Annotated in this window: 26 protein-coding genes and 3 pseudogenes; 16 read left to right on the top strand and 13 right to left on the bottom strand. The window is 33.1% G+C overall.

The features are described from left to right. The first annotated feature begins 160 nt into the window (after positions 1 to 160). Positions 161 to 1,375, top strand: coding sequence for a GNAT family N-acetyltransferase (locus AC1DIT_RS18180; protein WP_016115201.1), 1,215 nt, complete (start codon positions 161 to 163; stop codon positions 1,373 to 1,375). A 77-nt stretch (positions 1,376 to 1,452) separates the two neighbouring features. On the opposite strand, the gene AC1DIT_RS18175 is transcribed toward AC1DIT_RS18180, so the two are convergent. Together AC1DIT_RS18175 and AC1DIT_RS18170 are read right to left on the bottom strand one after the other, a co-directional pair. Further along, a complete protein-coding gene (locus tag AC1DIT_RS18175) occupies positions 1,453 to 1,902 on the bottom strand; it encodes a hypothetical protein (protein ID WP_016115200.1) in 450 nt (149 codons plus the stop codon). A 137-nt stretch (positions 1,903 to 2,039) separates the two neighbouring features. After that, entirely contained in the window at positions 2,040 to 2,765 is a 726-nt protein-coding gene (locus tag AC1DIT_RS18170) for a CPBP family intramembrane glutamic endopeptidase (protein ID WP_016115199.1), read from the bottom strand. Between the two features lie 330 nt (positions 2,766 to 3,095). Between AC1DIT_RS18170 and AC1DIT_RS18165 the strand changes: the two genes are divergently transcribed. The 5 genes and pseudogenes from AC1DIT_RS18165 to AC1DIT_RS18145 all read left to right on the top strand — a co-directional run bounded on the left by AC1DIT_RS18165 (position 3,096) and on the right by AC1DIT_RS18145 (position 5,889). Continuing rightward, positions 3,096 to 3,902 carry an AAC(3) family N-acetyltransferase gene (locus AC1DIT_RS18165; protein WP_016131504.1) on the top strand — a complete coding sequence of 269 codons (807 nt, stop codon included), beginning with the start codon at positions 3,096 to 3,098 and terminating at the stop codon, positions 3,900 to 3,902. Between the two features lie 12 nt (positions 3,903 to 3,914). Then, positions 3,915 to 4,619, top strand: a complete 705-nt coding sequence (locus AC1DIT_RS18160; protein ID WP_033671240.1) for a phosphopantothenoylcysteine decarboxylase domain-containing protein — start codon at positions 3,915 to 3,917, stop codon at positions 4,617 to 4,619. Positions 4,620 to 4,633: 14 nt separating this feature from the next. Beyond that, positions 4,634 to 4,747 (top strand): annotated as a pseudogene (locus AC1DIT_RS18155) (tetratricopeptide repeat protein); the annotation flags it as partial. 14 nt (positions 4,748 to 4,761) lie between these two features. After that, a pseudogene (locus AC1DIT_RS18150) lies at positions 4,762 to 5,648 on the top strand (hypothetical protein). 148 nt (positions 5,649 to 5,796) lie between these two features. Further along, entirely contained in the window at positions 5,797 to 5,889 is a 93-nt protein-coding gene (locus AC1DIT_RS18145) for a putative holin-like toxin (RefSeq protein WP_001289320.1), read from the top strand. A gap of 229 nt (positions 5,890 to 6,118) precedes the next feature. On the opposite strand, the gene AC1DIT_RS18140 is transcribed toward AC1DIT_RS18145, so the two are convergent. Continuing rightward, a complete protein-coding gene (locus AC1DIT_RS18140) occupies positions 6,119 to 6,946 on the bottom strand; it encodes an HNH endonuclease (RefSeq protein ID WP_016115195.1) in 828 nt (275 codons plus the stop codon). A gap of 151 nt (positions 6,947 to 7,097) precedes the next feature. On the opposite strand from AC1DIT_RS18140, the gene AC1DIT_RS18135 reads away from it, so the two are divergent. Beyond that, positions 7,098 to 8,183, top strand: coding sequence for an AI-2E family transporter (locus AC1DIT_RS18135; RefSeq protein WP_476998332.1), 1,086 nt, complete (start codon positions 7,098 to 7,100; stop codon positions 8,181 to 8,183). Positions 8,184 to 8,384: 201 nt separating this feature from the next. On the opposite strand, the gene AC1DIT_RS18130 is transcribed toward AC1DIT_RS18135, so the two are convergent. The 5 genes from AC1DIT_RS18130 to AC1DIT_RS18110 are packed head-to-tail and all read right to left on the bottom strand — an operon-like array spanning position 8,385 to position 9,202. Further along, a complete protein-coding gene (locus tag AC1DIT_RS18130) occupies positions 8,385 to 8,525 on the bottom strand; it encodes a YrzI family small protein (protein ID WP_016131500.1) in 141 nt (46 codons plus the stop codon). Between the two features lie 27 nt (positions 8,526 to 8,552). Continuing rightward, a complete protein-coding gene (locus AC1DIT_RS18125) occupies positions 8,553 to 8,693 on the bottom strand; it encodes a YrzI family small protein (protein ID WP_016131499.1) in 141 nt (46 codons plus the stop codon). A 29-nt stretch (positions 8,694 to 8,722) separates the two neighbouring features. After that, the gene (locus AC1DIT_RS18120) at positions 8,723 to 8,866 is read right to left on the bottom strand and encodes a YrzI family small protein (RefSeq protein WP_016131498.1); all 144 of its coding nucleotides are present in this window, start codon (positions 8,864 to 8,866) and stop codon (positions 8,723 to 8,725) included. Between the two features lie 30 nt (positions 8,867 to 8,896). Then, positions 8,897 to 9,040, bottom strand: coding sequence for a YrzI family small protein (locus AC1DIT_RS18115; RefSeq protein WP_016131497.1), 144 nt, complete (start codon positions 9,038 to 9,040; stop codon positions 8,897 to 8,899). Between the two features lie 27 nt (positions 9,041 to 9,067). Beyond that, a complete protein-coding gene (locus tag AC1DIT_RS18110) occupies positions 9,068 to 9,202 on the bottom strand; it encodes a YrzI family small protein (RefSeq protein ID WP_016132936.1) in 135 nt (44 codons plus the stop codon). Positions 9,203 to 9,660: 458 nt separating this feature from the next. Here AC1DIT_RS18110 and AC1DIT_RS18105 point away from each other — a divergent pair, with 458 nt between their 5' ends. The 4 genes from AC1DIT_RS18105 to AC1DIT_RS18090 all read left to right on the top strand — a co-directional run bounded on the left by AC1DIT_RS18105 (position 9,661) and on the right by AC1DIT_RS18090 (position 13,598). Continuing rightward, entirely contained in the window at positions 9,661 to 10,128 is a 468-nt protein-coding gene (locus tag AC1DIT_RS18105; RefSeq protein WP_016115188.1) for a CcdC family protein, read from the top strand. Positions 10,129 to 10,166: 38 nt separating this feature from the next. Next, the gene (locus AC1DIT_RS18100) at positions 10,167 to 10,664 is read left to right on the top strand and encodes a 2'-5' RNA ligase family protein (protein ID WP_016132935.1); all 498 of its coding nucleotides are present in this window, start codon (positions 10,167 to 10,169) and stop codon (positions 10,662 to 10,664) included. Between the two features lie 212 nt (positions 10,665 to 10,876). After that, positions 10,877 to 13,228 (top strand): RNA polymerase recycling motor HelD, encoded by a 2,352-nt coding sequence (gene helD / locus AC1DIT_RS18095; RefSeq protein WP_016132934.1) that lies wholly within the window; start codon positions 10,877 to 10,879, stop codon positions 13,226 to 13,228. A 64-nt stretch (positions 13,229 to 13,292) separates the two neighbouring features. Next, the gene (locus AC1DIT_RS18090; protein WP_016115185.1) at positions 13,293 to 13,598 is read left to right on the top strand and encodes a hypothetical protein; all 306 of its coding nucleotides are present in this window, start codon (positions 13,293 to 13,295) and stop codon (positions 13,596 to 13,598) included. A gap of 47 nt (positions 13,599 to 13,645) precedes the next feature. On the opposite strand, the gene AC1DIT_RS18085 is transcribed toward AC1DIT_RS18090, so the two are convergent. The 4 genes from AC1DIT_RS18085 to AC1DIT_RS18070 all read right to left on the bottom strand — a co-directional run bounded on the left by AC1DIT_RS18085 (position 13,646) and on the right by AC1DIT_RS18070 (position 16,716). Continuing rightward, positions 13,646 to 14,131, bottom strand: coding sequence for a DUF6584 family protein (locus AC1DIT_RS18085; protein WP_016132933.1), 486 nt, complete (start codon positions 14,129 to 14,131; stop codon positions 13,646 to 13,648). Between the two features lie 24 nt (positions 14,132 to 14,155). Further along, positions 14,156 to 14,977, bottom strand: coding sequence for a type II pantothenate kinase (gene coaW, locus AC1DIT_RS18080; protein ID WP_016115183.1), 822 nt, complete (start codon positions 14,975 to 14,977; stop codon positions 14,156 to 14,158). Between the two features lie 55 nt (positions 14,978 to 15,032). Beyond that, the gene (locus AC1DIT_RS18075) at positions 15,033 to 15,440 is read right to left on the bottom strand and encodes a 3-hydroxyacyl-ACP dehydratase FabZ family protein (protein WP_016131492.1); all 408 of its coding nucleotides are present in this window, start codon (positions 15,438 to 15,440) and stop codon (positions 15,033 to 15,035) included. Between the two features lie 76 nt (positions 15,441 to 15,516). Then, positions 15,517 to 16,716: an LL-diaminopimelate aminotransferase gene (locus AC1DIT_RS18070; protein WP_016115181.1), complete on the bottom strand. Its 1,200-nt coding sequence runs from the start codon at positions 16,714 to 16,716 to the stop codon at positions 15,517 to 15,519. A 183-nt stretch (positions 16,717 to 16,899) separates the two neighbouring features. Between AC1DIT_RS18070 and pduL the strand changes: the two genes are divergently transcribed. Further along, positions 16,900 to 17,469 carry a phosphate propanoyltransferase gene (gene pduL / locus AC1DIT_RS18065; protein ID WP_016132932.1) on the top strand — a complete coding sequence of 190 codons (570 nt, stop codon included), beginning with the start codon at positions 16,900 to 16,902 and terminating at the stop codon, positions 17,467 to 17,469. A 32-nt stretch (positions 17,470 to 17,501) separates the two neighbouring features. Here pduL and AC1DIT_RS18060 read toward each other — a convergent pair whose 3' ends face one another. Then, positions 17,502 to 18,704 (bottom strand): MFS transporter, encoded by a 1,203-nt coding sequence (locus tag AC1DIT_RS18060; RefSeq protein WP_016132931.1) that lies wholly within the window; start codon positions 18,702 to 18,704, stop codon positions 17,502 to 17,504. A gap of 231 nt (positions 18,705 to 18,935) precedes the next feature. On the opposite strand from AC1DIT_RS18060, the gene AC1DIT_RS18055 reads away from it, so the two are divergent. The 4 genes and pseudogenes from AC1DIT_RS18055 to AC1DIT_RS18040 form a co-directional block, all read left to right on the top strand. Then, positions 18,936 to 19,523, top strand: a complete 588-nt coding sequence (locus AC1DIT_RS18055; RefSeq protein ID WP_016132930.1) for a hypothetical protein — start codon at positions 18,936 to 18,938, stop codon at positions 19,521 to 19,523. Between the two features lie 143 nt (positions 19,524 to 19,666). Continuing rightward, complete coding sequence (locus AC1DIT_RS18050) at positions 19,667 to 20,452, top strand: class I SAM-dependent methyltransferase (RefSeq protein ID WP_016132929.1); 786 nt, start codon at positions 19,667 to 19,669, stop codon at positions 20,450 to 20,452. A 69-nt stretch (positions 20,453 to 20,521) separates the two neighbouring features. Then, positions 20,522 to 20,713: a YvzF family protein gene (locus AC1DIT_RS18045; protein ID WP_016132928.1), complete on the top strand. Its 192-nt coding sequence runs from the start codon at positions 20,522 to 20,524 to the stop codon at positions 20,711 to 20,713. Positions 20,714 to 21,051: 338 nt separating this feature from the next. Next, positions 21,052 to 21,150: pseudogene (locus AC1DIT_RS18040) on the top strand (ABC transporter permease); the annotation flags it as partial. Positions 21,151 to 21,174 lie beyond the last annotated feature (24 nt).

Genomic DNA, 21,174 nt, shown 5'->3' with positions numbered 1-21,174 from the left:
GAGTTATGCTGAAAAAGGAAGAGAAATTGTGGAATTATAAAAATGCAAGCATACAGTCTTAATAATACTGTATGCTTGTTTTCATTATCTTTTGTATATACTAACTAAATGATAAAAATAATATGATATTTTAGTTTGTGTTACAAAGGAGTATATGAAAATGGACAAAAAGTACTATAAAGGTTTGATTATGAGGCCTATTAAAGAAAGTGAAGTAGATCAGTTTTCAAACTTAATGAAATATGTGTTTCAAGTTTCAAAAAAGATGATTAATGATGAAGAGAAAATGGTCCAAAAGAAAAGCCATCAATTAAAGCCAGGGACTGCTTTAGGGTGGTTTGATAATAATAAATTAATTTCTCAAATTGTTGTTTTGCCTTTTCAAGTGAATATTCATGGTGTGATTTATGAAATGGGAGGAGTTACTGGAGTTGGTACATATCCAGAGTATGCAGGGCATGGATTAATGAACTCATTAATGAAGGAAAGTTTAAAAACGATGAGAGAAAATGGACAATATATTTCGTATTTGTTTCCCTATTCGATTCCTTATTATCGAAAAAAAGGATGGGAAATTATTTCTGATATCATCGAATACCAAATTAAAGATACACAACTTCCTAAGTATCGTGGCAACATTAGTGGCCGAGTAAGGAGAGTTGGATTAAAAAGTAAAGAAAAAGAAAAAATCTATGATGAGTTTGCTAGAAAAACAAATGGGACAATGGTTCGAAAGACACTTGCATGGGAAGAACGATTTCGTGAGGAAACGATTGATTTACAATTAGCAGTTTATTACACAGATGAAGATATTCCTCATGGCTATTTATTTTATCGTGTCCTTGAAGAGAAGTTTTATATAGAAGAAATGATTTACTTAAATGAAGAGGCGAGAAGAGGGTTATGGAATTTCATTAGTGCACACTTTTCAATGGTGTATTATGTTAAAGGAAAGACATGCGTTCATGAACCGGTTGCTTTCTTACTTGAAGATAGTGAAATAAAACAGACAATCGCCCCTTACTATATGGGAAGAATTGTCGATGTAGTTGGTTTTCTGAAACAATATCCATTTAAAAATACAGAAACAGAAAAATTAGTCTTACATATAGATGATCCTATATTAGAGTGGAATAAAGGAACCTTTATTTTAAAATGGGATCATAGGAAACAATTACAAATAACATATCATAAAGAAGTAAATGACATTGATGGAATATCTTTAACAATCCAAACGTTAACAACTATGTTATTAAGTTATAAAAGCCCTGCATTTTTATGTGATATTGGAAGGATAAAAGGAAATCCTGAAATGATAGAAGTGCTTGAGGAGTTGATTCCTGATTCACCGCCATGCTTTTTTGATTACTTTTAGAATTCTAAAATACGCTCTCTAAGGTAATACAAGTTTACTTTAGAGAGAGTATTTTTAGTTATGAAGTATTGTGTTTTTTATTGTTGCGATGTTACTCCTTCATTCTGTTTTATCTCAAAAATCTTTTTACCGTTCTCATTTACAATGTCCACAGAGTCTCTTAATTTATTTACGCCAATATACATAACGGGGTTTTTATCTGTACCTTTATCTTTTTCCACATGTAATACAATAACTGACTTATCTTTTTCATCTCTTACTTCTTTTACTGTAATTTTATCATTTTTGTATTTTTCGCCAAATGCTAAAAATATCATCATTTTCCCTTCGCTAATTCTTTCTCTTGAATAATGAACCATTGTCGGGTCTTCTTGTGCTTTTTCGTATAGATTTGTTGGGCCGAAGTTACCTTCACCATATCTAGATTTATCTAAAACCCAATACCTTTCATAATCACTTGTAAACAGAGTACATCCGCTTAATCCGATAATCCCCAATACCCAAAAACTTAATATGAGTTTTTTCATTCTATCCACCTCGTAGCCCTGATTTTATTCATTTGATTATACTATAAATTACCTTTTGGTTTTTCCGTTTGTAATGCGATTTTCTAATGCTATCGGATCAGAAAATAGAGGGAATGGAAGAGGAATAGTCTATAATGTTACATGTTTAGAGCATTCTTTCCATCTTTTAATTTTCTGAGGTACCACAGTTCACAAGGATACAATAATAGGTGGAAAAGCATATGAACAATGATAGCGGCAATTAAACCATTCGACCAGAATTGCCAGCCACAAAAAATACCTATCCACAAATTTCCTAATACAGCATAAGAATATAGCCATCTTGATTTTTTCATTCCTTTTACGCCTAGAAAGTGTGTGACTGCAAATAGAATACTAGATAGGATAATCCCAAGAACTACAATAATCTGAGTGACAGCATGAAAAAAACTCATCAACGTGATGAAAAGTGCCATAAGACCCCACCGGAAGATGATYTCTTCAACAACTCCGCCATATAGGATTCTGGCTCCTAATCCTACACTATGGCGCTGATGTTCAATTTGTAGAAACGTTTCTTTATCAATAACTTTTCTAAAGAATCCATAATACATAATAACGTGTCCGAGGGAGCAAATTACTCCAATTAGAACTGCTTCACCAATGTTGCTCGGTAAAATAATATTTCCATCTTGGATCTTTGATAAGAAAAATGCACCCATGCCGGAAAAAAGTAAAACGAGTAGAGTATGGATAAAAAGACTTAGGTAGATAGAGGGTGTTTCTGGAGTATTTTCTAACTTTTTGTTTATTTTTTGTTCCGCTAAGCTCATTGTAACAATTCCTGGTATAGCAATGCTGAATACAAATATCCAGTTGAGCATATGGTTTCATCTCCCTTGAAAATAGACTAAAAAAGACCTTTTATGTATGTTGACGCTATACAAGGTTGTGATAGTCTTTCATAATTCTTCTTTTTATAGACCAACCAGTCGGTTTTATTGTATAATATTTACCATAATAATACAAATGTATATGGAGCAGTGCTATAGTTCAGTTGTCTAGGATACATAAGTCAGTATGAACAGAATTTTTTAGGAGGTCTCTTTGTCGTTGGGATTAAAAATTAAGAAAAGTATGATAATATATTGATGAGATTTAAAATTCGATTTGATAGTTTATAAGCGTAGAGAGAACCTTATGGGGGAGTAATCATGAAAATAAATGACATAGTGGCGGAAACAAAATTACCTAACACAATAGAAACGATAACAAATGATTTAAAAAGGCTAGGACTAAAAAAAGGAATGACAGTGATTGTTCATTCTTCTCTTAGTTCAATTGGCTGGGTATCTGGCGGAGCCGTCGCTGTAGTTGAAGCTTTAATGAATGTAATTACTAAAGAAGGTACAATCATTATGCCAACACAAACCTCTGATTTATCGGATCCAAAAGATTGGGCAAGACCTCCTGTCCCAGAAAGCTGGTGGCAAATTATTCGAGACAATGTTCCAGCGTTTCATCCAGATATAACCCCAACACGCGCGATGGGTAGAGTTGTAGAATGTTTTCGTACATATCCAAATGTAAAACGTAGTAATCATCCGTTAAATAGTTTTGCTGCATGGGGGAAACATGCAGAGGCTATTATAGCGGAGCATTCACTTTCAATTAGTTTTGGAGAGTACTCACCTTTAAAGAAAATATATGATTTAGATGGATATGTATTGTTGATAGGTGTAGGCTATGATTCTAACACATCAGTTCATTTATCTGAAATACGTACAGGTGCACGTGAATTGGTGAAAGTGGGGGCGCCTATTATAGAAAACGGTGTCAGAGTATGGAAAGAGTTCGATGAAATGGACTATGATTCTGATGCATTTGTTGAGATTGGGAAGGAATTTGAGCACACAGGATCTGTAATAATCGGTAAAATTGGAAATGCAACGTGTAGACTTATGAAACAACGAGAAGTTGTTGACTTTGGTGTACAGTGGTTTCGTTCGAAAAACAAGTAAGGGATGGTTATGATGAAGGAGAAAAAGATTTTAATTACGAGTGGTGGCTGTTTAGAAAAATGGGATCAAGTACGCGGTCATACGAATTTAGCAAAAGGTACAATCGGAAAAATTCTTGCTGAAGAAGCGATGTCAAAAGGAGCACATGTCATATACTTACATGGTTATTTTGCTGAAAAACCGAATGCTACAAATAGCAAATTAGAATTACATCCATTTGAAGGTATTATAGATTTACAAGATAAAATGAAAAGTATCATTACACATGAGAAAATCGATGCTGTGATTATGGCGGCAGCTGGATCGGACTGGATTGTTGATAAAATTTGTGATCAAGAAGGAAATGAACTTGATATGAACGGTAAAATTTCAAGTGATATAGCACCAATTATTCATTTTCAAAAAGCACCTAAAATATTAAAACAAATTAAACAATGGAATCCAGAAACAGTTTTAGTTGGATTCAAGCTTGAAAGTGATGTCAACAGAGGAGAGTTAATCCAACGTGCAAGTGAAAGAATGGAACAGGCAAAAGCAAATCTGATGATAGCAAATTCTCCGCATTCACTGTATTCGCATGCAGCCATTCATCATGTGATTGGAGAAGATGGCAATGTTTGGGTTTGTGAAGGGAAAGATGAAACAGCAAAAGAGATTGTAAACAGGTTAGAACAGTTATGTAATCGTGTAGAAGAGGGGAGGTTAAGTCGTTTATAAAAAGCGTAAAAGAATATGAAGAAGCAATGAAATTATTGATCGAAACCGTTGTAAAACTAGAAAATGTAAAAGAATATGAAAAAGCTATTCTATTTTATAAGGATCAGCTTCATAAGACTTTTAAATAAAAAGGTGGGATTATATGAGTGAATCCACTTCGCGTAAAAGAAGAAATATTTCGATTGGTTTTATAGCTTTAATTGTAATATCAAATTATCTAGCATATACACTTCCTATTGTACCCGCTGTACCGAAGGAAATGGTGCTAGGGTCCTTGTTAGATTTTCTTATTGTTATTCCAGTCATTACGTATTTCTTTATTATACGTAAACGCTACTCATTAACTAATATATTCCCGGTTATAATTGCGGGGTATATCGCTGCAAGATTCATTATTCCGAGGCCTTTGATACTGCGTTGAAAAGAAATACTGTAGTAGATGTTATTGTTTCGGAATGTAAATTATTTTACTACGCTTTATTCTCGTGGCGTACAAAGATACCAGAAAGTGAGCATGTTTTTTCGTATCATAAAAAGACTGGGGCAATCCCATTTTATATTATGCTGATTCACGCAACATTAATTGAATCAATTGGATTTCATTATTTACTTCATCAGTGGAATGAAGTGTTGGCTTGGGGCTTACTCGTTGTAAATATATATGGAATTTTATATTTTTTAGCTGAGATACAAGCAATTCGTACGAATCCATATATGATGACGGAAACGGAAGTAATTATCCAAGTTGGATTTGGGAAGAAAATCATAATCCCATTTACTCAAATAAAGGAGATTACATTTTATAAAGGTGAAGCATTAACGAAGGAAGAAGGAAAAGAAGTATTCGAAGCAACGGTAATGGAATTTATAAAGGAACCGGCTACTTTTGAAATAAAATTAAAAGAGCCGTTAACAGCGCAGTTATTATATGGGTTTACCAAAAAGGTGAATCGTGTACATGTAAATGTGGATGATGAGCGGGAATTTTATGAAGCGATTGTTGGAAAACTAGTGCAAGATGGAGAATAAAAGAATAGGAATCAGTAAAACCGGCAAGCGAGAGACTTGCCGGTTTTCATCGTAAAAGATTAGAAAATATGATAAAATTAAGAGGTAACTTATGGTATGGTTGGTTGTTCAATTATCACTTCTCCGGATAGAAGGGAGGTGATAATGAATGAGTGAAATTGCGTTACTATTGCAAGGCGGATTGTTTCTCGTTGCACTGTTAACGTTTGTTGTCGTTTTAATCGACAAGCTCAAAAAATAACAACCCACCTATGCCAATAGAATGTGGGTTGTCTCGTTTGTAAGAAACAAATAGGATAAATGAACAATCCAATCTGCTAAGTTACATGGACTGGTGTGTAGCCGCACACTAGTCTTTTTTATTTATATACAATTTATAATTGTTTTATGTGATTGTATTGTTCTTTTCATACTCATTATAACATAGTGTCTTTTTATTAAGAAAGGAGACCATATGTTCTGATTTGTAATTAGATATAAGTTTTTGTACTCTTTTGTTTAAATAACTTATCCATGTATTGTTTTAAATTCTCAATATAAAATTCTTGTTTTTCTACATCATTTACTCCAACAATTGGAGATGGAAGTTGATATTTTTTTCCAGAAAGATGGACAACAACATCAAAAATATCAAATAGACGAATGAAGCAGAATAGGCCATCTTTGTCACTTAATAAGATAAAGTAGTGATTATCACTAGTTGTATTAAGGGTATTCCACAATGAACTTTTACTTAAATCACGAACAATACTTCGTTCTTTTAATTCGATAAAGTCAACATTAGATATAATAGTAGAAATATCAATCGCATCTGGATCATTAAAATAACCGTCAATTGTATGTACTGCGAATGTATAAGCCATTTTTAAGATACTCATTTTATATTTACGGTTATCTAAAAGTAATTCACGTTGAATTGAGCTTGCTACTTTTGTTACGCGCTCTTCTTTCCAAATTTCATTATGTAATGAAATATCATGTTTTTTACATAGTTTCATAATTAATGCATTAGAATAATATACTTCGTCGTTTGTTTCAACTTCTTCAGTTTCCGCTGCAGCTAATTCTTGACCATATTCATTCGTATAAAGAGGGGAATCAATTTGTTGCTTCATTTGTTCGATTTTATATTGAATCAGTTTATGCCGAATTAATGGTCGATCCACGTTTGTTGTGAGATGTTCATAACAAGTATCACAAATTGAATTTGTAAAATAATGTCCACATAAAATCTCTGGGATAACATGTTGTTCACTAAGTTCTTTCGTTTCTTTTCTGCAAATAATACATTGCGTCATATTTATCACCTTTTACCCTGCAAATTTGTATGTAATCTCATTGTAGTGTATTTATTCGCATTTTGGAACATTGAAGGTGAAAATAGCATGTAAAATTCATGGATGTTTTGATACAATATAGGGAAGTGCTAGTTTAAAGGAGGACGTTTTTTTGAAATCGAAAGTGCACTTTTGGACATTAGAAGTGCTAATGGTTGTAGGAATTATATTTATTTGCACAAAAATATCATTTTTATTTCAACCGATTGGCATATTCATTTCCACTTTATTTTTCCCAATTTTAATCGCTTTGTTTTTATATTTCATCTTTAATCCAGTGTTAGTGTTTTTAGAGGCGAAAAAAGTTCCTAGAAGTTTGGCGATATTGTTGTTATATGTTTTTATCATTACACTGGCAGCAGTTGCAATTGGTGTAGTCGTTCCAACGATTTCACAGCAGCTAATGGACCTAGTGAAAAACATGCCAACATATATTAAAGAGGGGAAAGTATACATACAAGAATTATCTCATCATAGGCTATTTGAATGGCTGGCTACACAAGATTATGTATCAATTGAAACGATTGAAAAAAACGCAATTGAGTATTTAAAAGAGATACCAAATACAATAACGTCGAGTGCAACGGCTTTATTCGGTATTATTACAAACGTTGCATTAGTCGTATTTACWGTACCATTTATYTTRTTTTACATGTTTAAAGATGGWCATGCMTTTCCAGGAAAAGCTGTTAGTTTWTTACCAGAATCGTATCGTGAAGAAGGACTTCGTATTATAAAAGAAACAGGTGAAACGTTGTCTGCCTATATTCAGGGGCAAGCGCTCGTTTGTTTATTCGTCGGTGCATTTACATTTATCGGATATGTCATCATGGATTTGCCATATGCTTTTGTTTTAGGTATTATAGCGGCATTTACAAATATTATCCCGAATTTAGGACCTTTTATTGGGGCAGCACCAGCTGTAATTGTTGGATTATTTGTATCTCCAATGCAAGCAGCTTGGGTAATTGTTATCGTAACCATTGTACAACAATTTGAGAGTAACATTATTTCACCGCGTATTATGAGTTCGAAATTAAATATCCATCCTTTAACAATTATTGTGTTAATTCTTGGTGTAGGTAATTTCGCGGGTATTGTTGGGATGATTTTAGCAGTACCAGCTTACGCTGTGACAAAAACAGTTGTTTCAAACTTGGTGAGATTATTTAAGATGAAAAGAAATAATCGGAAATAAAAGTATCAAAAAAGATACATTGCTTTTTAAGTGATGTATCTTTTTTTAATGTGTAATTTTTACTTATTTTTCAAAGAAACTAGTGCTTTAAAACATCACACATTGGACTATGTGGAATCCCTCTCAATAATCCAAATCATTTCCTTACAGCGTACCATTAACATCGTAATTCTCTCCTTTCATTATCTTTAAGTTATACCATTATAGATGCGTATAATATTTGCTTCTACGATCACGGATATCATCTATCATTTTTTTATATTGCTGTTCTTGCGCGATTTCAGCTTCAGATAATCGCTTTTTTTGAATAGTGATTGTTAAAAAGAAAACGTGAAATTTCATAAGTGAATTCCTCCTTTCGTAAAGGAATTATAGGTGACTACAATAAGGGACTTGACGTTCTTTCACTTCATCCATAGCGTTTTTAATTTGTTGTTCGTGTAACATTTCGAATTCAGAAAATTTGTTTTTGTGAATTGTAATCGTTAAAAAGAATACTTGGAATTTCATAAGGTGACTGCTCCTTTTAATATAAATTTTTAGTACATATGATTGTAATAAGAAACTTGACGTTCTTTTGTTTCGGCCATAATTTCTTGAATCTGCTGTTCATGTAAAACCTCAGTCTCAGAAAAATTATTTTTGTGAATGGTAATGGTTAAAAAGAATACTCGAAATTTCATTAGGTGATTGCTCCTTTTGTAAATTATTTTTTAATACATTTGATTATAATAAGAACTCTTGCGATCTTTTACTTCGTCCATAATCTCTTTTAATTGTTGTTTACGTAAAATCTCAGTTTCAGATAAAGATTTTTTTTGAAGAGTAATCGTAAAAAAGAAAATATGAAAAGTCATAAATGAATTCCTCCTTTCGTAAAGGAATTACCTACAATAAGGAGTTTGGCGCTCCTTTATGTCATTTATAGCCTCTTGAATGTGTTGCTCATGCAACATTTCAGTTTCAGATAATTGTTTTCGTTGAATTGTAATATTGAAAAAAAGTACGTGAAAAGTCATTGAATGATTGCTCCTTTCGAATAGAAATAGTGTTAGAGATTAAAAAATCGCACAAAAAAGCCACAGAAGGATACAGTTTTCCTGTGGCAGGGCATGAAAAAGCCACAGGAAAGTATACGACCTCCTGTGGCGAATTTGTTAATTAAAGAAAATATCGAACGATTTTCAATTCTCCATTAGGGTGGTCGAATTCATATTTAATTGTAAAACAGGTGCAACATGTAATTTTAATTTCATCATTTCATTCGACCTCCTTTTAGAATTTTTTTCTTACGTTAGTAAGTATATACAATTAATGGATAATTGTAAACATAAAAAATGAAAATTTTTAATTTTGATTAAAATGCGTATATTTTGTGATTAGTGGCATATGTATTCGAAAAATTTCTTTAGAACAAACGGTTTAATAAATTGTATAGCAGTGTTAGATAAAATATTTTAGGAGAGAAGGAAAACATATGGGAGATACATCTTCGTTAATAACGATGTTTTTATGTATTGCATTATTGATTTTATGGCGGCGTTACCGCTCTATGCATAGACCGATAAAGGGAAATGGTAAACGAATTTTATTACCACTGCTTTTTTTATCACCAGGAATTTTAATGTTTTTTGGTCCTATTCATCCGGCCGCAGTATACATTGACTTTGCGATGTTATTTGGAATTCTTTTCGCGATTCCACTTATTATACTTACAAATTATGAGAGAAGAGAAGATGGGAATATCTATACGAAGAAAAGTGTAGCTTTTCTCATTACTTTTATCGGGATTGTAATTTTAAGGTATGGTTCTAGGCAATATATAATTGATTTGGATCAGCAAACGATAGGGTTATTGTTTTATGTTGTTGCTATTTCTTATATTGTTCCATGGAGAATTGCTTGTTATATGAAGTTTAGAAAAGTTTTTCGTACAGTTTCATAGAGCTGAGTTTTTTTGTTTCGTTGGAGGGAGGTTGGAATATGCGTACTATTTTACTTTTTTTAGGTGAGGCACAAATAGATGAAATTGAAGCAATTAGAAAAAAGCATGATCCTTTATTTGGATTCATTCAACCACATATTACACTTGTTTTTCCTTTTGAAAGTGCACTTTCTAATGATGAACTAAGAGCGCATATAGCCCGGAAATTGGAAGGGGTTCATCCAATAGAAGTTGAGCTTATCGATTGTATAAGTCATGAAGGTGATTATTTGTTCTTACGCATTGAAAAAGGAAGGGAACAGATAAGGAAGTTGCATGATGAGTTATACAAAGGGCCTTTGGCGAAATTTTTGCGAAGTGATATACCCTATATTACAGTTGGACGAAAAGAAAATGAAAAACGGGCAATAGAAATCGCAGAGAAGATGCCGAGATTAAGTACGCGATTGCAATGTATACTTGAAAAAGTAAGTGTTGAATGTATTGGAGAAGGTGGAGAATCAATAATAGAATTTGAAGTGGAACTTTCAAAATAAAAAGGAGATACAAATTTGTATCTCCTTTTTATTGTTTTTTCATATATATATGTGTTAAAATGGAAAAACGCTCACTGTTTATTTTTATAAAACTCAATAATTACCCAATTTAATTATAACAAATTAAATGCTTGTTTGTCAAACTTTTTATTGAATTTATTATAGCATCAAACAATGAGAATCAGAACGATTAGTTGATAAGGAGTGGCGATATGGAGAAAACAGATCAAGAGTGGAAACAGGAACAACATCGTGTGAAAGAAGTAGTTGGAAAGATTGAAAAACATATTGATACATTAGAGCAATATACAAGTGCAGCAACAAAAGATGTTGTCCAGATTCGAAAACATTTTTGGGACGATGTAACTGTGAATGTTGATAATACAGAAGAGGCTATCGAAACGGCAGCAAGTATCAAACAACAAGCGGAGTTATTATCTGAACGAGAGCAAAGTCACCGCCATGCTTACAAGCAACTAAAAGGATTACAAAGATTACAGCAATCACCATACTTTGGAAGGGTAGATTTTTTAGAAGACGGTGAAAAAAGTGAGGATGCTATTTATCTTGGTATTCACTCATTCTACGATGAACAGACAGAACAATTTCTTGTGTATGACTGGCGAGCCCCTATATCAAGTTTGTATTATGACTATTCTGTAGGAAGAGCTAAATACGAAGCACCTAATGATACGATTTCGGGTGAAATGACCTTAAAAAGGCAATATGTTATTCGGAATGGTCGAATTGTAAGTATGTTTGATACAGGAGTGACGATTGGCGATAAATTGCTACAAGAAGTATTAGGAAATAACGCCAATACACAAATGAAAAGCATTGTTTCAACAATTCAAAAGGAACAAAACCAAATTATCCGGAATGAAAAGAGTCGTTTACTTGTTGTTCAAGGAGCTGCGGGGAGCGGTAAAACATCGGCAGCACTTCAGCGCGTTGCATATTTATTATATCGTTATCGAGAGACATTACATGCAGATCAAATCGTTCTCTTTTCTCCAAACTCGATGTTTAATAGCTATGTATCTACAGTATTGCCGGAACTTGGTGAAGACAATATGAAGCAAACGACATTCCAAGAATACTTAGAGCGTCATATTGATAAGAAATTTGAATTAGAAGATCCATTTACACAAATGGACTATGTACTGACAAGAATGGAAGAAAAGAGTTATGAAACACGATTAGAAGGGATTAGATATAAAGCAAGTTCTGATTTTATTGAAGTAGTAGATCAGTATGTATCTTATTTAAAACGAGAAGGTATGTTATTTAAAGATATAAAATTTAGAGGGGAAGTATTAATCTCTAAAGAACAAATGAAAGAACAATTTTATAAATTTGATCCTTCAATACGGATTCCGAATCGAATAAAGTTAATTTCTGAGTGGTTGTTAAAAGAGTTAAGAAAACAAGAAAAAATAGAGAGAAAAGAGTTATGGGTGGAAGAAGAAATACAGTTATTAGATAAAGAAACATATGCGAAAGTGTATCATCAATTGCAACGAGAGGAAGAACATTCAAATGGTGCATTTGATGATTTTGAGCGGGAACAGAAGATGCTAGCAGCGATTGTTGTAAAAGAGCATTTTAAACCGCTTAAAAGACGTGTGAAAAAATTACAATTTATGCATACACCAGCACTCTATATGCAGTTATTTAAAGATCCGCAGTTTGCTAAGCAACTTGTAGAAGAAAATGAATTACCGCAAAGATGGAATGAAATATGCAAAGAAACTATAGAAAAAATACAAGATTTTTATATGTCATATGAAGATGCAACGCCTTATTTATACATGAAAGACCAACTAGAAGAATTACAAAGAAATACTTCTGTGCAGCACATATTTATTGACGAAGCACAGGATTATTCCGCATTTCAATATGCATTTTTGAAACGAGTATTCCCGCATACAAAAATGACGATACTAGGCGATTTTAATCAGACTATTTATGAACATGCGTCAGAGAATGAATTTTCACAGTTAAGTACGCTGTACGGGGAAGAACTGAGTGAAAGAATCGTTCTTACACGTAGCTATCGCTCCGCAAAACAAATTATTGAATTTACGAAGCAGTTAATTACAGATGGGCATGAAATTGAACCGTTTCAGCGTGAAGGCAAACAACCAATTATAACGGAAGTGAAAGAAGGGAAAGTGCATCATAAAAAGATTGTGGATCAAATCGAACAGTTRCAGCAAAGTGGTCATAAGACAATTGCAGTTATTTGTAAAACAGCGGAAGAAAGTGAAGAAGCTTATCTTGCATTACAAACATCATTACAAGTTCGTCTTATTAAGAAAGAAACGAGTTCGTTTGATGCTGGTATTTTGATTATCCCGTCATATTTATCGAAAGGGGTAGAGTTTGATGCAGTTATCATTTATGATGCATCAAAGAAAAAATATAGTAGAGAAAGTGAACGGAAATTATTTTATACTGCTTGTACGCGTGCAATGCATGAGTTATATATTTATTCTGTAGGGGAGATGAATGAATTTTTACAGTCTGTTTCTCCAAAAACGTATTGTTACAAGAAAATGTAGAAGCGGAATAAAAGAGGGTGTTACATGTTAATGTACCTAAGTTTTCTTTAAAGGGGCGGATTACATGGAATTGATAAATATTAATGGGGATACTTATAAAATGGAATGTATACCTTTTGAAGACAAGAGTGAACAGGATGAAGAGGGATATTATGAATATTATTATAAGGGAATATATATATTGTTTCATTCGGACAAAGATATAATAAAAGCTAAAATTTATGATGGAGAAAAAACAATCTCGTTTTTGAAAAACCCTATTCCTTATTTTGGTGAAGGGATTGAAGCGATAAAATTATATGTAACGAAAGAGTTTGGTGTAACTGACTTTCAGTATCTCGGTGGAGAAAAAGGGTATGTAGAGTTATAGTTCATAAAAAAAGCTGGTTTATACCAGCTTTTTATTGTGTGAAAATTTTACGAAAATATCCAATTGAATATTGTATATAATCCAATGCAGGCAGTTATAATCAATATTAGCAAGATAGAAATACAACCAATTGTAACTAGGGTATCCTTCCAAGTTTCTTCAGGTCCTTGGACAATCTGGCTTATGACACGATGTTGTATATTAGAGCTAGTATAGTTTAATGATAATGTATTAATTATTGCAGAATCACCTTTAAATTTTAAAGCTCTTACAATCTCATTAGGACTGTTGCCCATCGATTTTTCAAATCGTTGGCATGCTTGAAGCATTTCAGGTGTTTTGTTTTCTTCAAGATACCAATAGCGTCCGGCCATTGTTGGATATTGTAACTTGAAATAAATATCACCTAATTTTTTGCGAAGTGAAAGGTCCTCAGGGTAAGCCTGAATTAAGCCATGAAGTCGATCTCTTGCTTTTCCTAAGTCGTGATTTTCGATATCTTTTTCAATTTTGATTAATGTTTTCTCTTTCACAAAAGTCCCCTTTTTGTGATGAATTTATTTTACCGCACTCAATAAAGCCCCAATAGCCCCGCTAAAACCGTGATCTTCTAAGAAGATAGGTTTTTTATTTTGATACAAAGTATAACTACCTATAATTTCTTGTAGATGTGTATTATTTGATAGTGTAGATCCAATATAAACGATATGATCCATATCTTTTGCTTCTGCAAATTGAAGGCTTAATGCAGTAACTACTTCACCAACAAGACCTTGAAGGGTGGCGAGTAAATCGGGTTTGTTATAATCAGCTTCACTAATAGCAGCTTTCCCGAAATTACTAGCTGTTAAATTACTATCAATAGGAGATAGAATTCCGCTATAAATATCTCCAACTGTTATATCGAGATTCTGCCTAGAACCTAGTTTTGTCTGCTGGATTACTTCTTCAAAACGATCTATATTCGCTAATAGTTTCGACAAGCCCATGATAGTGCCTCCACCAATACCAGTTCCTCCAGCACGAATATAATTTTTATTATGGACATAATGAATGGATGTTCCTGTACCGATATTTGTTAAAACAAAGTTATTTATGGAATCATTTCCGTTGTTAATAAGATAGTGAACGCCTGCAAGTGTGGCATCGAATTCTGCAACATACTCTATAGTGTACTTTTCTAAAAATAATGTTTGTAACTGTTCAGCTTTACCACCAGTCAGAGACAATCTATTTATATACTTATTTTTATTTAACCACTTTTGAATTTTGTTTTGTTCATGAGAGTAAAATTTTTTAAAATGTAATTCATTGTCTTCATTAAAATAAGCAATTTTTGTTAGTGTTCCTCCAGCATCAATACCGACGGCGCTCTTCATTTTTGTACTCCTTATCATTATGTAGTTATCATAACGGATATCTATAATTAAATCTTTATTTAGTGATGTAAACTAATAACTTTTCAACTATAACAATTGGTTTACCATTTACAGAAGCGATTCCTTTGCCGAGAATAAATCCTCGTTTGTTCCGTAGAACTTCATATTGTAAATCTAGCTTATCACCAGGAGTAGCAGTTCCATTAAATGTTACGCCGTCTAATGAGGAGAGAAATCCTAATCCATTAGACTTGCTTGTTCCCACGAATGCTCCAAGCTGCGCAAGTGCCTCTACAATTAGCATGTGAGGCATACTGTTTTGATTCTCATTTATAAACCATTCGTTAGTTGTTATTAATTTATATCCTTTTACGGATTTTTCATTTTCAATTTCTGTAATTCTATCAATCATTAAAAATGGGTGACGATGGGGAAGTGTATCGTTAATAGCTGTGATATTCATATGTACCTCCTAATTTCTAAATGAAAAGTGAATATAAAATAATAACCCCTGCTAAAAGGAAGCAGGGGATTTGTAATTAATTCTTGACTAATGCATCTGCTTTTTCAAGAGAGAAAATACCGCTATTTTTAATGTTTTCAACAACTTGTTGTAATACTTCTTTATCTTGGACAAGTGCGATGCGAACAAAACCTTCACCATGTGGTCCAAAAGCATGACCAGGGGTTACAACAACATGCGCACGATCCATTAATGCATAAGCAAATTTTAATGAAGTCCAGCCTTTTGGTATTTCAGCCCATATGAACATACTGCCGGCTGGTTTATCAACATGCCATCCGAAAGAAGCAAATCCATCAACTAAAGTATCTCTWCGTTCTTGGTAGATGATGCGGTTTTTTTCACAGAAATCGGCCCCTTTACGTAAGGCAACTGATGCGGCCTTTTGAATTGGCAAGAACACGCCGTAGTCTGTGTTTGATTTAAATTGCGCTAGTGCACCTACAATTTCTTCATTTCCAATCATATAACCAATGCGGCTACCAGCTAAGCTATAGCTTTTGGATAGGGAATTAATTTCAACACCAACTTCTTTGGCGCCAGGAACAGATAAGAAACTGATTGGTTTCTTTCCATCATAATAAAATTCTGCATATGCGAAATCATGTACCACAATGATATTGTGTTGTTTTGCGAAGATGATAACTTCTTTGAAGAAATCTTCATGTGCCATTGCTGGAACTGGATTTCCAGGGAAGTTTAATATCATCATTTTTGCTTGTTTAGCAATTTCTTCAGGAACGTCTTGTAAATTAGGTAAAAAATCATTTTCCTTCTTTAAAGGCATGAAGTAAGGCTTTGCACCTGCCATTTGAATACCCGTCTCATATGCTGTATATCCAGGATCAGGTACTAAAATAAGATCACCTGGATTTGCAAAAACCATAGGTAAGTGAACAAGTCCATCTTGGGAACCCATTAATAATAAAACTTCATTGTTTGGATCTAATTTAACATTGTGATTGTTATCGTAATATTCAGTTACTGACTCGTGAAATTCTTGAATACCTGTTAAAGTATAACCGTAATTTTCTTTTCCGCTTGCTGTATGTACCATAGCTTCTCTTACAATATCAGCAGGAGGCATATCTGGATTGCCAATACTTAAATCGATCATTTTGTGACCTGCTGCAATTTTTTCCTTTTTATAAGCTGCTAATTCACTGAATATAGAAGATTGAAATGCTTTCATTCTAGCTGCTAACGTATAAGTCATCAAAACCCCTCCTAAAAAACTGTGCTTTCATTTTTCTAACTTTTATATTCTTTTATTATTCTGAAAACACATAATTGTATTTTATCACTTTTGAGCCAGAATTCAAAACACAGTTGTGTAAAAAGAAAAAGAAGGGAAGGCTAAAGAGTATGAATACTACCACATAATGAAGAGGTGTTAAAGGTGAAACAAATTCCAATTGGTGTATCAAATCGGCATATTCATCTGACAAACGAAGGGTTAGAAAAGCTTTTTGGAGAAGGATATGAACTCCTGGTTGCAAAAGAGCTTTCACAACCGGGAGAATTTGCAGCGAAAGAAACAGTAACAATCAAGACCGAAAAAGCAGAAATCTCAAAGGTCCGTATCCTTGGTCCTATTCGAAAGTTTACACAGGTTGAAATTTCAAAAACAGATGCACGTAAATTAGGAGTGGATGCTCCGATTCGCGCATCAGGCAATATTGATGGAACACCAGGGATTACTCTTATTGGTCCAAAGGGTTCTTTAAAAATTGAAAAAGGTGTAATCGTCGCTGAGCGCCATATCCATATGACACCTCAAGATGCTGAAAGATTTCAAGTGAAAGATGGACAATATGTAAGTGTGAAAGTAGAAGGAAACAGAGGATTGATTTTTAATCAAGTGTTAGTTCGTGTAAAAGATACATACGCATTAGATATGCATATTGATACAGATGAAGCAAATAGTGGGAATATAACAACAGGAGACTTAGGTAATCTCTTACAATAAGAGAAAAATCCATCTCAATTTGGAGATGGATTTTACATGTTCGATACTTGGGAAGTGTTTTTACTTGCCTGCTTGTGCTTTGATAACGACATAAAAATAATTAATAATGAAATAGCGCCAAAAATAAGAACCATATATCGTAACCCAATTGTGTCTAAGAAGAACCCAGTTCCAAGTAAGACAATTTGGAACATTACCCTTTCAAACATATTACGGAATGAGAAAAGACGTCCATGATAACTTTTTTCAACTTTTGTTTGGAAAATTGTTGACATGATAGGGAAGAAACAACCAACGCTAAATCCAAATAGACCAAATGATACAAGTGCCATCCATTTCACATCACTAAAGAACAATGAGAGATGCGCAAAAGCAGTACAGAAGGCGAAGAAATAAAGTAATTTATCAGGTGGGAAATGATCAGATAAACGCTTAATTACGAAAGCTCCTAACATAAAAGCCACACCTTCAATGGTATAAATAAACCCTTTAATTGTCGGATCATGTTGCATTTCGCTAATGTTAATAACCATTAAATTGAAACCAGCGATGAATAAAAGGGGAATAATACTTAAAATAAGTGCCCGAAATGCAACTGGGATTCCTCTTAAAATCCGAAATACTTCCATAAAGCTATTATCTTTTGCTGCTTTTTTACTTGATGTATTTGATTTTTGATCTTCAAATTGTAGGAAAAAGGTCGACAGGAATAATAAAGCGTATGCTGCCATTGAGAACGCGTACATGTACTGTAAACTCATAACGACAAGAAGAACACCACCTAGTGAGGTTCCAGCAATACGAGCGATTGTTCCGATATTCATATGGATACCATTCATCTGTAATAGTTCATGTTCACGAACAATAAGCGGAATAACAGACTGCAATGCAGGGAAATAAAAAGCCGCTGAAATTTGAAGGGCAATCATAAAGGCAATCATAAAGGCGATACTTTCATATTGAATAGCGAAGAACATAAAAATAACACTGATAACACGGCCGAAACCAGCATAAAGAAGGACTTTCTTTTTTTCGTATTGATCGATAACACGACCAGCCATTGGACCAACAAGAACACCGGCTAATAATCCAATAAATAAAATAACCGACTTCATAAAATCAGAAGGTACATACTTCTGCATAAATTCTAGATTGCCAAGAATCCCAAGCCACAAACCAAGCCCAGCGATAAACTCACCGATTAGAACAATCCAGACATTTTTATTACGCCACATAACAAAACCTCTCAGTCTTATAAAATAGGGAAAATCGTATATAAATCCTCCTTTTTATTCATACATTTGAATCATTATTTTTTAGAGTCAGAGTCTATATTACGTGTTTGATAATGGAAATTCAATCTTTTTGATTTGGATAAAACTTTGTTTTTATAGAGCCGAAAAATCAAATTTACATATTAGAAAATAAATTGGAATAAATTTAAAATGTATGAGGGAGGGATACTTATGATTCAACAATTTTTTAAAAAATTGTTCGACCAGTTCTTACAGGAGCAGGAAGAGGAAATAATAGCAAAGCTTTGTTTTTGGATTGTCTATTATTACATATCAGTCCCAAAATATATGGTGAACTCTAGTGGTATTTTAGTACATATGAATCAAACGCATGAAGGCTATACGTATGATACAATTGGAGATTTTTTACGGGAGTATAGTGGGAAAACAAGAGGAGCGTTCTATTTTGAAAGTAGAATATACTATATTAAATTTGAGGAAATGATTAGGGAGAAGTGCCGTGAAATGATTTATGCTTATTACTTTCCACGCTTTATTGATGGACATTCGTTATTATGTAAAGAGTTATTAAGAGAAATAGGTGTAGGTAAAACAGAAATTGAATGCGGAAGTTTCTATACGTTGATTTTTAATTATTGTGCAGAAACAAAGGATTGGGTTGATGAATACGAAGAGAATGTGTTAAAAGAACTATTTGTATTGTCACTTCCCTTCATTGTGCAGGCTTATAGTACGAATATACGTGAATATATGAAACAAGAGGAAAAGCAGAAGGGGATAAAGCTCTTAGTCCATTGAATAAAGATGGGACAGGGATTTGATTTACTTTGTCCTTTAGGTTTAGAGGGGGATACTTCTTTTAGATTTGAGTTAAAAGAGGATATTTATATATTCTTGCTGAAAAAGAATATGTAAATATATGTAGAAAGAAGATGATTGAAATGAGTAACGAAGAACTTGTGAAAACACAATTTGGTAGTAATGCTGAAAAGTATGTGAATAGTCAAATTCATGCAAAAGGGCCAGATTTACAGTATGTCGTTCAACAAGTAAAAAATCGTAAAAATATTCGTCTTCTTGATATTGCTACAGGTGGCGGTCATGTTGCTAATTTATTAGCCCCGATATTTAAAGAGGTTGTTGCGCTCGATTTAACAGAAAAAATGTTAGAAAAAGCGAAAGCATTTATCCAGACAAACGGACATGAAAATGTATCATTTGTAGTAGCAAATGCAGAGGATTTACCATTTTCTAATCAATCGTTTGATATGATTATTTGTCGCATTGCAGCACATCATTTTCCAAACCCTTCTCAATTTATTTTTGAAGTACATCGAAAGTTAGAAGAGAACGGATTATTTATATTAATTGATAATGTCTCCCCAGAAAACCTAGAATATGATACATTTTATAATTTTATTGAGAAAAAGCGAGATCCAAGTCACAGGAGAGCGCTTAGAAAAACAGAGTGGATTTCATTATTAGAAAAGCAAGGTTTACAAATGCAATCATGTTTCACATTTGAAAAACAATTTAATTTTGATTGGTGGTGTAACATGATGGATGTCCCATCGCCAACACGCTCCAAGTTAACGGATTGTATGATGAAAGCGTCAAATGAAATGAAGGAGTTCTTCAACATACAATTTAACAATAATAAAGTAGAATCATTTTATACGGAGATGGCACTGTTTGTATGTCATAAAAGTTCAACGCTAAAAAGATAATTTTCTTGCAGTCTTTTCTCAGTACGCTATACTTAGTACAGAGAAATAGAGAATTGAGGAGTAATAACAATGATTCGTGTACGCGTTGAGGGAACTGAAAAAGAGATTGTTGAATTTTTGGAGAAAATGCCTAAAATTCCTGGGTTTGAAAAGACACATGTTAGAGAGCCGAAAAAAGGAAACAATCCTAAATATGATACAAGTAAGAATGTATTAGCATATTTGTCGTATAAAAAGATGGAAAATGCTGTTCACAAATAATAAAGTCCTTTAAAAACAATAAAATTGTTTAATGATAGAGAGCCGAAACGACACAAAATACAGTGTCGTTTTTTCTATTCATGTATAATAGAAATATTAAAAGTTCCTTTAATTAACAGGGAATGTTTTTTAGCGAAAATTATATTTTGAATATTTAGACCAATCTTATATAATTTGTTAATCTGTATAAAAAAATAACTTAATAAAATGATTTTTATTTATAACTACATATATTAAATTAGCATACAGAGGGTCTGTTTTTATGTGCTTTTTTTACTGTAGAGAGTGAGAATGTGATCCTGAAGTATCTAATTGTTATATTCTTCTTTTGACCAGTTTATGGTGATCTTGTTGTACCTTTATTATGGGTAGTTGGTTATATAATCATTATCTTCGTAATCGCTGTTTTGGGCTTTAAGAGGAAAATGAAAAGTTAAATAAATTGTATTCATATTAAAAAA

It is taken from the genome of Bacillus sp. 05T22, from assembly GCF_056396765.1.
The sequence above is the reverse complement of the archived record's forward strand: the minus strand, read 5'-3'. Positions and strand labels throughout refer to the sequence as shown.

Coding starts and splice junctions, on each gene's coding strand:
- AC1DIT_RS18175 (WP_016115200.1), bottom strand. CDS start 1,902: ATGAAAAAACTCATATTAAGTTTTTGGGTATTGGGGATTATCGGATTA.
- AC1DIT_RS18130 (WP_016131500.1), bottom strand. CDS start 8,525: ATGAAATTTCACGTTTTCTTTTTAACAATCACTATTCAAAAAAAGCGA.
- AC1DIT_RS18115 (WP_016131497.1), bottom strand. CDS start 9,040: ATGACTTTTCATATTTTCTTTTTTACGATTACTCTTCAAAAAAAATCT.
- AC1DIT_RS18055 (WP_016132930.1), top strand. CDS start 18,936: ATGATTCAACAATTTTTTAAAAAATTGTTCGACCAGTTCTTACAGGAG.
- AC1DIT_RS18105 (WP_016115188.1), top strand. CDS start 9,661: ATGGGAGATACATCTTCGTTAATAACGATGTTTTTATGTATTGCATTA.
- AC1DIT_RS18165 (WP_016131504.1), top strand. CDS start 3,096: ATGAAAATAAATGACATAGTGGCGGAAACAAAATTACCTAACACAATA.
- AC1DIT_RS18180 (WP_016115201.1), top strand. CDS start 161: ATGGACAAAAAGTACTATAAAGGTTTGATTATGAGGCCTATTAAAGAA.
- AC1DIT_RS18140 (WP_016115195.1), bottom strand. CDS start 6,946: ATGACGCAATGTATTATTTGCAGAAAAGAAACGAAAGAACTTAGTGAA.
- AC1DIT_RS18090 (WP_016115185.1), top strand. CDS start 13,293: ATGGAATTGATAAATATTAATGGGGATACTTATAAAATGGAATGTATA.
- AC1DIT_RS18045 (WP_016132928.1), top strand. CDS start 20,522: ATGATTCGTGTACGCGTTGAGGGAACTGAAAAAGAGATTGTTGAATTT.
- AC1DIT_RS18160 (WP_033671240.1), top strand. CDS start 3,915: ATGAAGGAGAAAAAGATTTTAATTACGAGTGGTGGCTGTTTAGAAAAA.
- AC1DIT_RS18075 (WP_016131492.1), bottom strand. CDS start 15,440: ATGAATATCACAGCTATTAACGATACACTTCCCCATCGTCACCCATTT.
- AC1DIT_RS18120 (WP_016131498.1), bottom strand. CDS start 8,866: ATGAAATTTCGAGTATTCTTTTTAACCATTACCATTCACAAAAATAAT.
- AC1DIT_RS18110 (WP_016132936.1), bottom strand. CDS start 9,202: ATGACTTTTCACGTACTTTTTTTCAATATTACAATTCAACGAAAACAA.
- AC1DIT_RS18050 (WP_016132929.1), top strand. CDS start 19,667: ATGAGTAACGAAGAACTTGTGAAAACACAATTTGGTAGTAATGCTGAA.
- AC1DIT_RS18060 (WP_016132931.1), bottom strand. CDS start 18,704: ATGTGGCGTAATAAAAATGTCTGGATTGTTCTAATCGGTGAGTTTATC.
- AC1DIT_RS18100 (WP_016132935.1), top strand. CDS start 10,167: ATGCGTACTATTTTACTTTTTTTAGGTGAGGCACAAATAGATGAAATT.
- AC1DIT_RS18145 (WP_001289320.1), top strand. CDS start 5,797: ATGAGTGAAATTGCGTTACTATTGCAAGGCGGATTGTTTCTCGTTGCA.
- AC1DIT_RS18125 (WP_016131499.1), bottom strand. CDS start 8,693: ATGAAATTCCAAGTATTCTTTTTAACGATTACAATTCACAAAAACAAA.
- coaW (WP_016115183.1), bottom strand. CDS start 14,977: ATGAAGAGCGCCGTCGGTATTGATGCTGGAGGAACACTAACAAAAATT.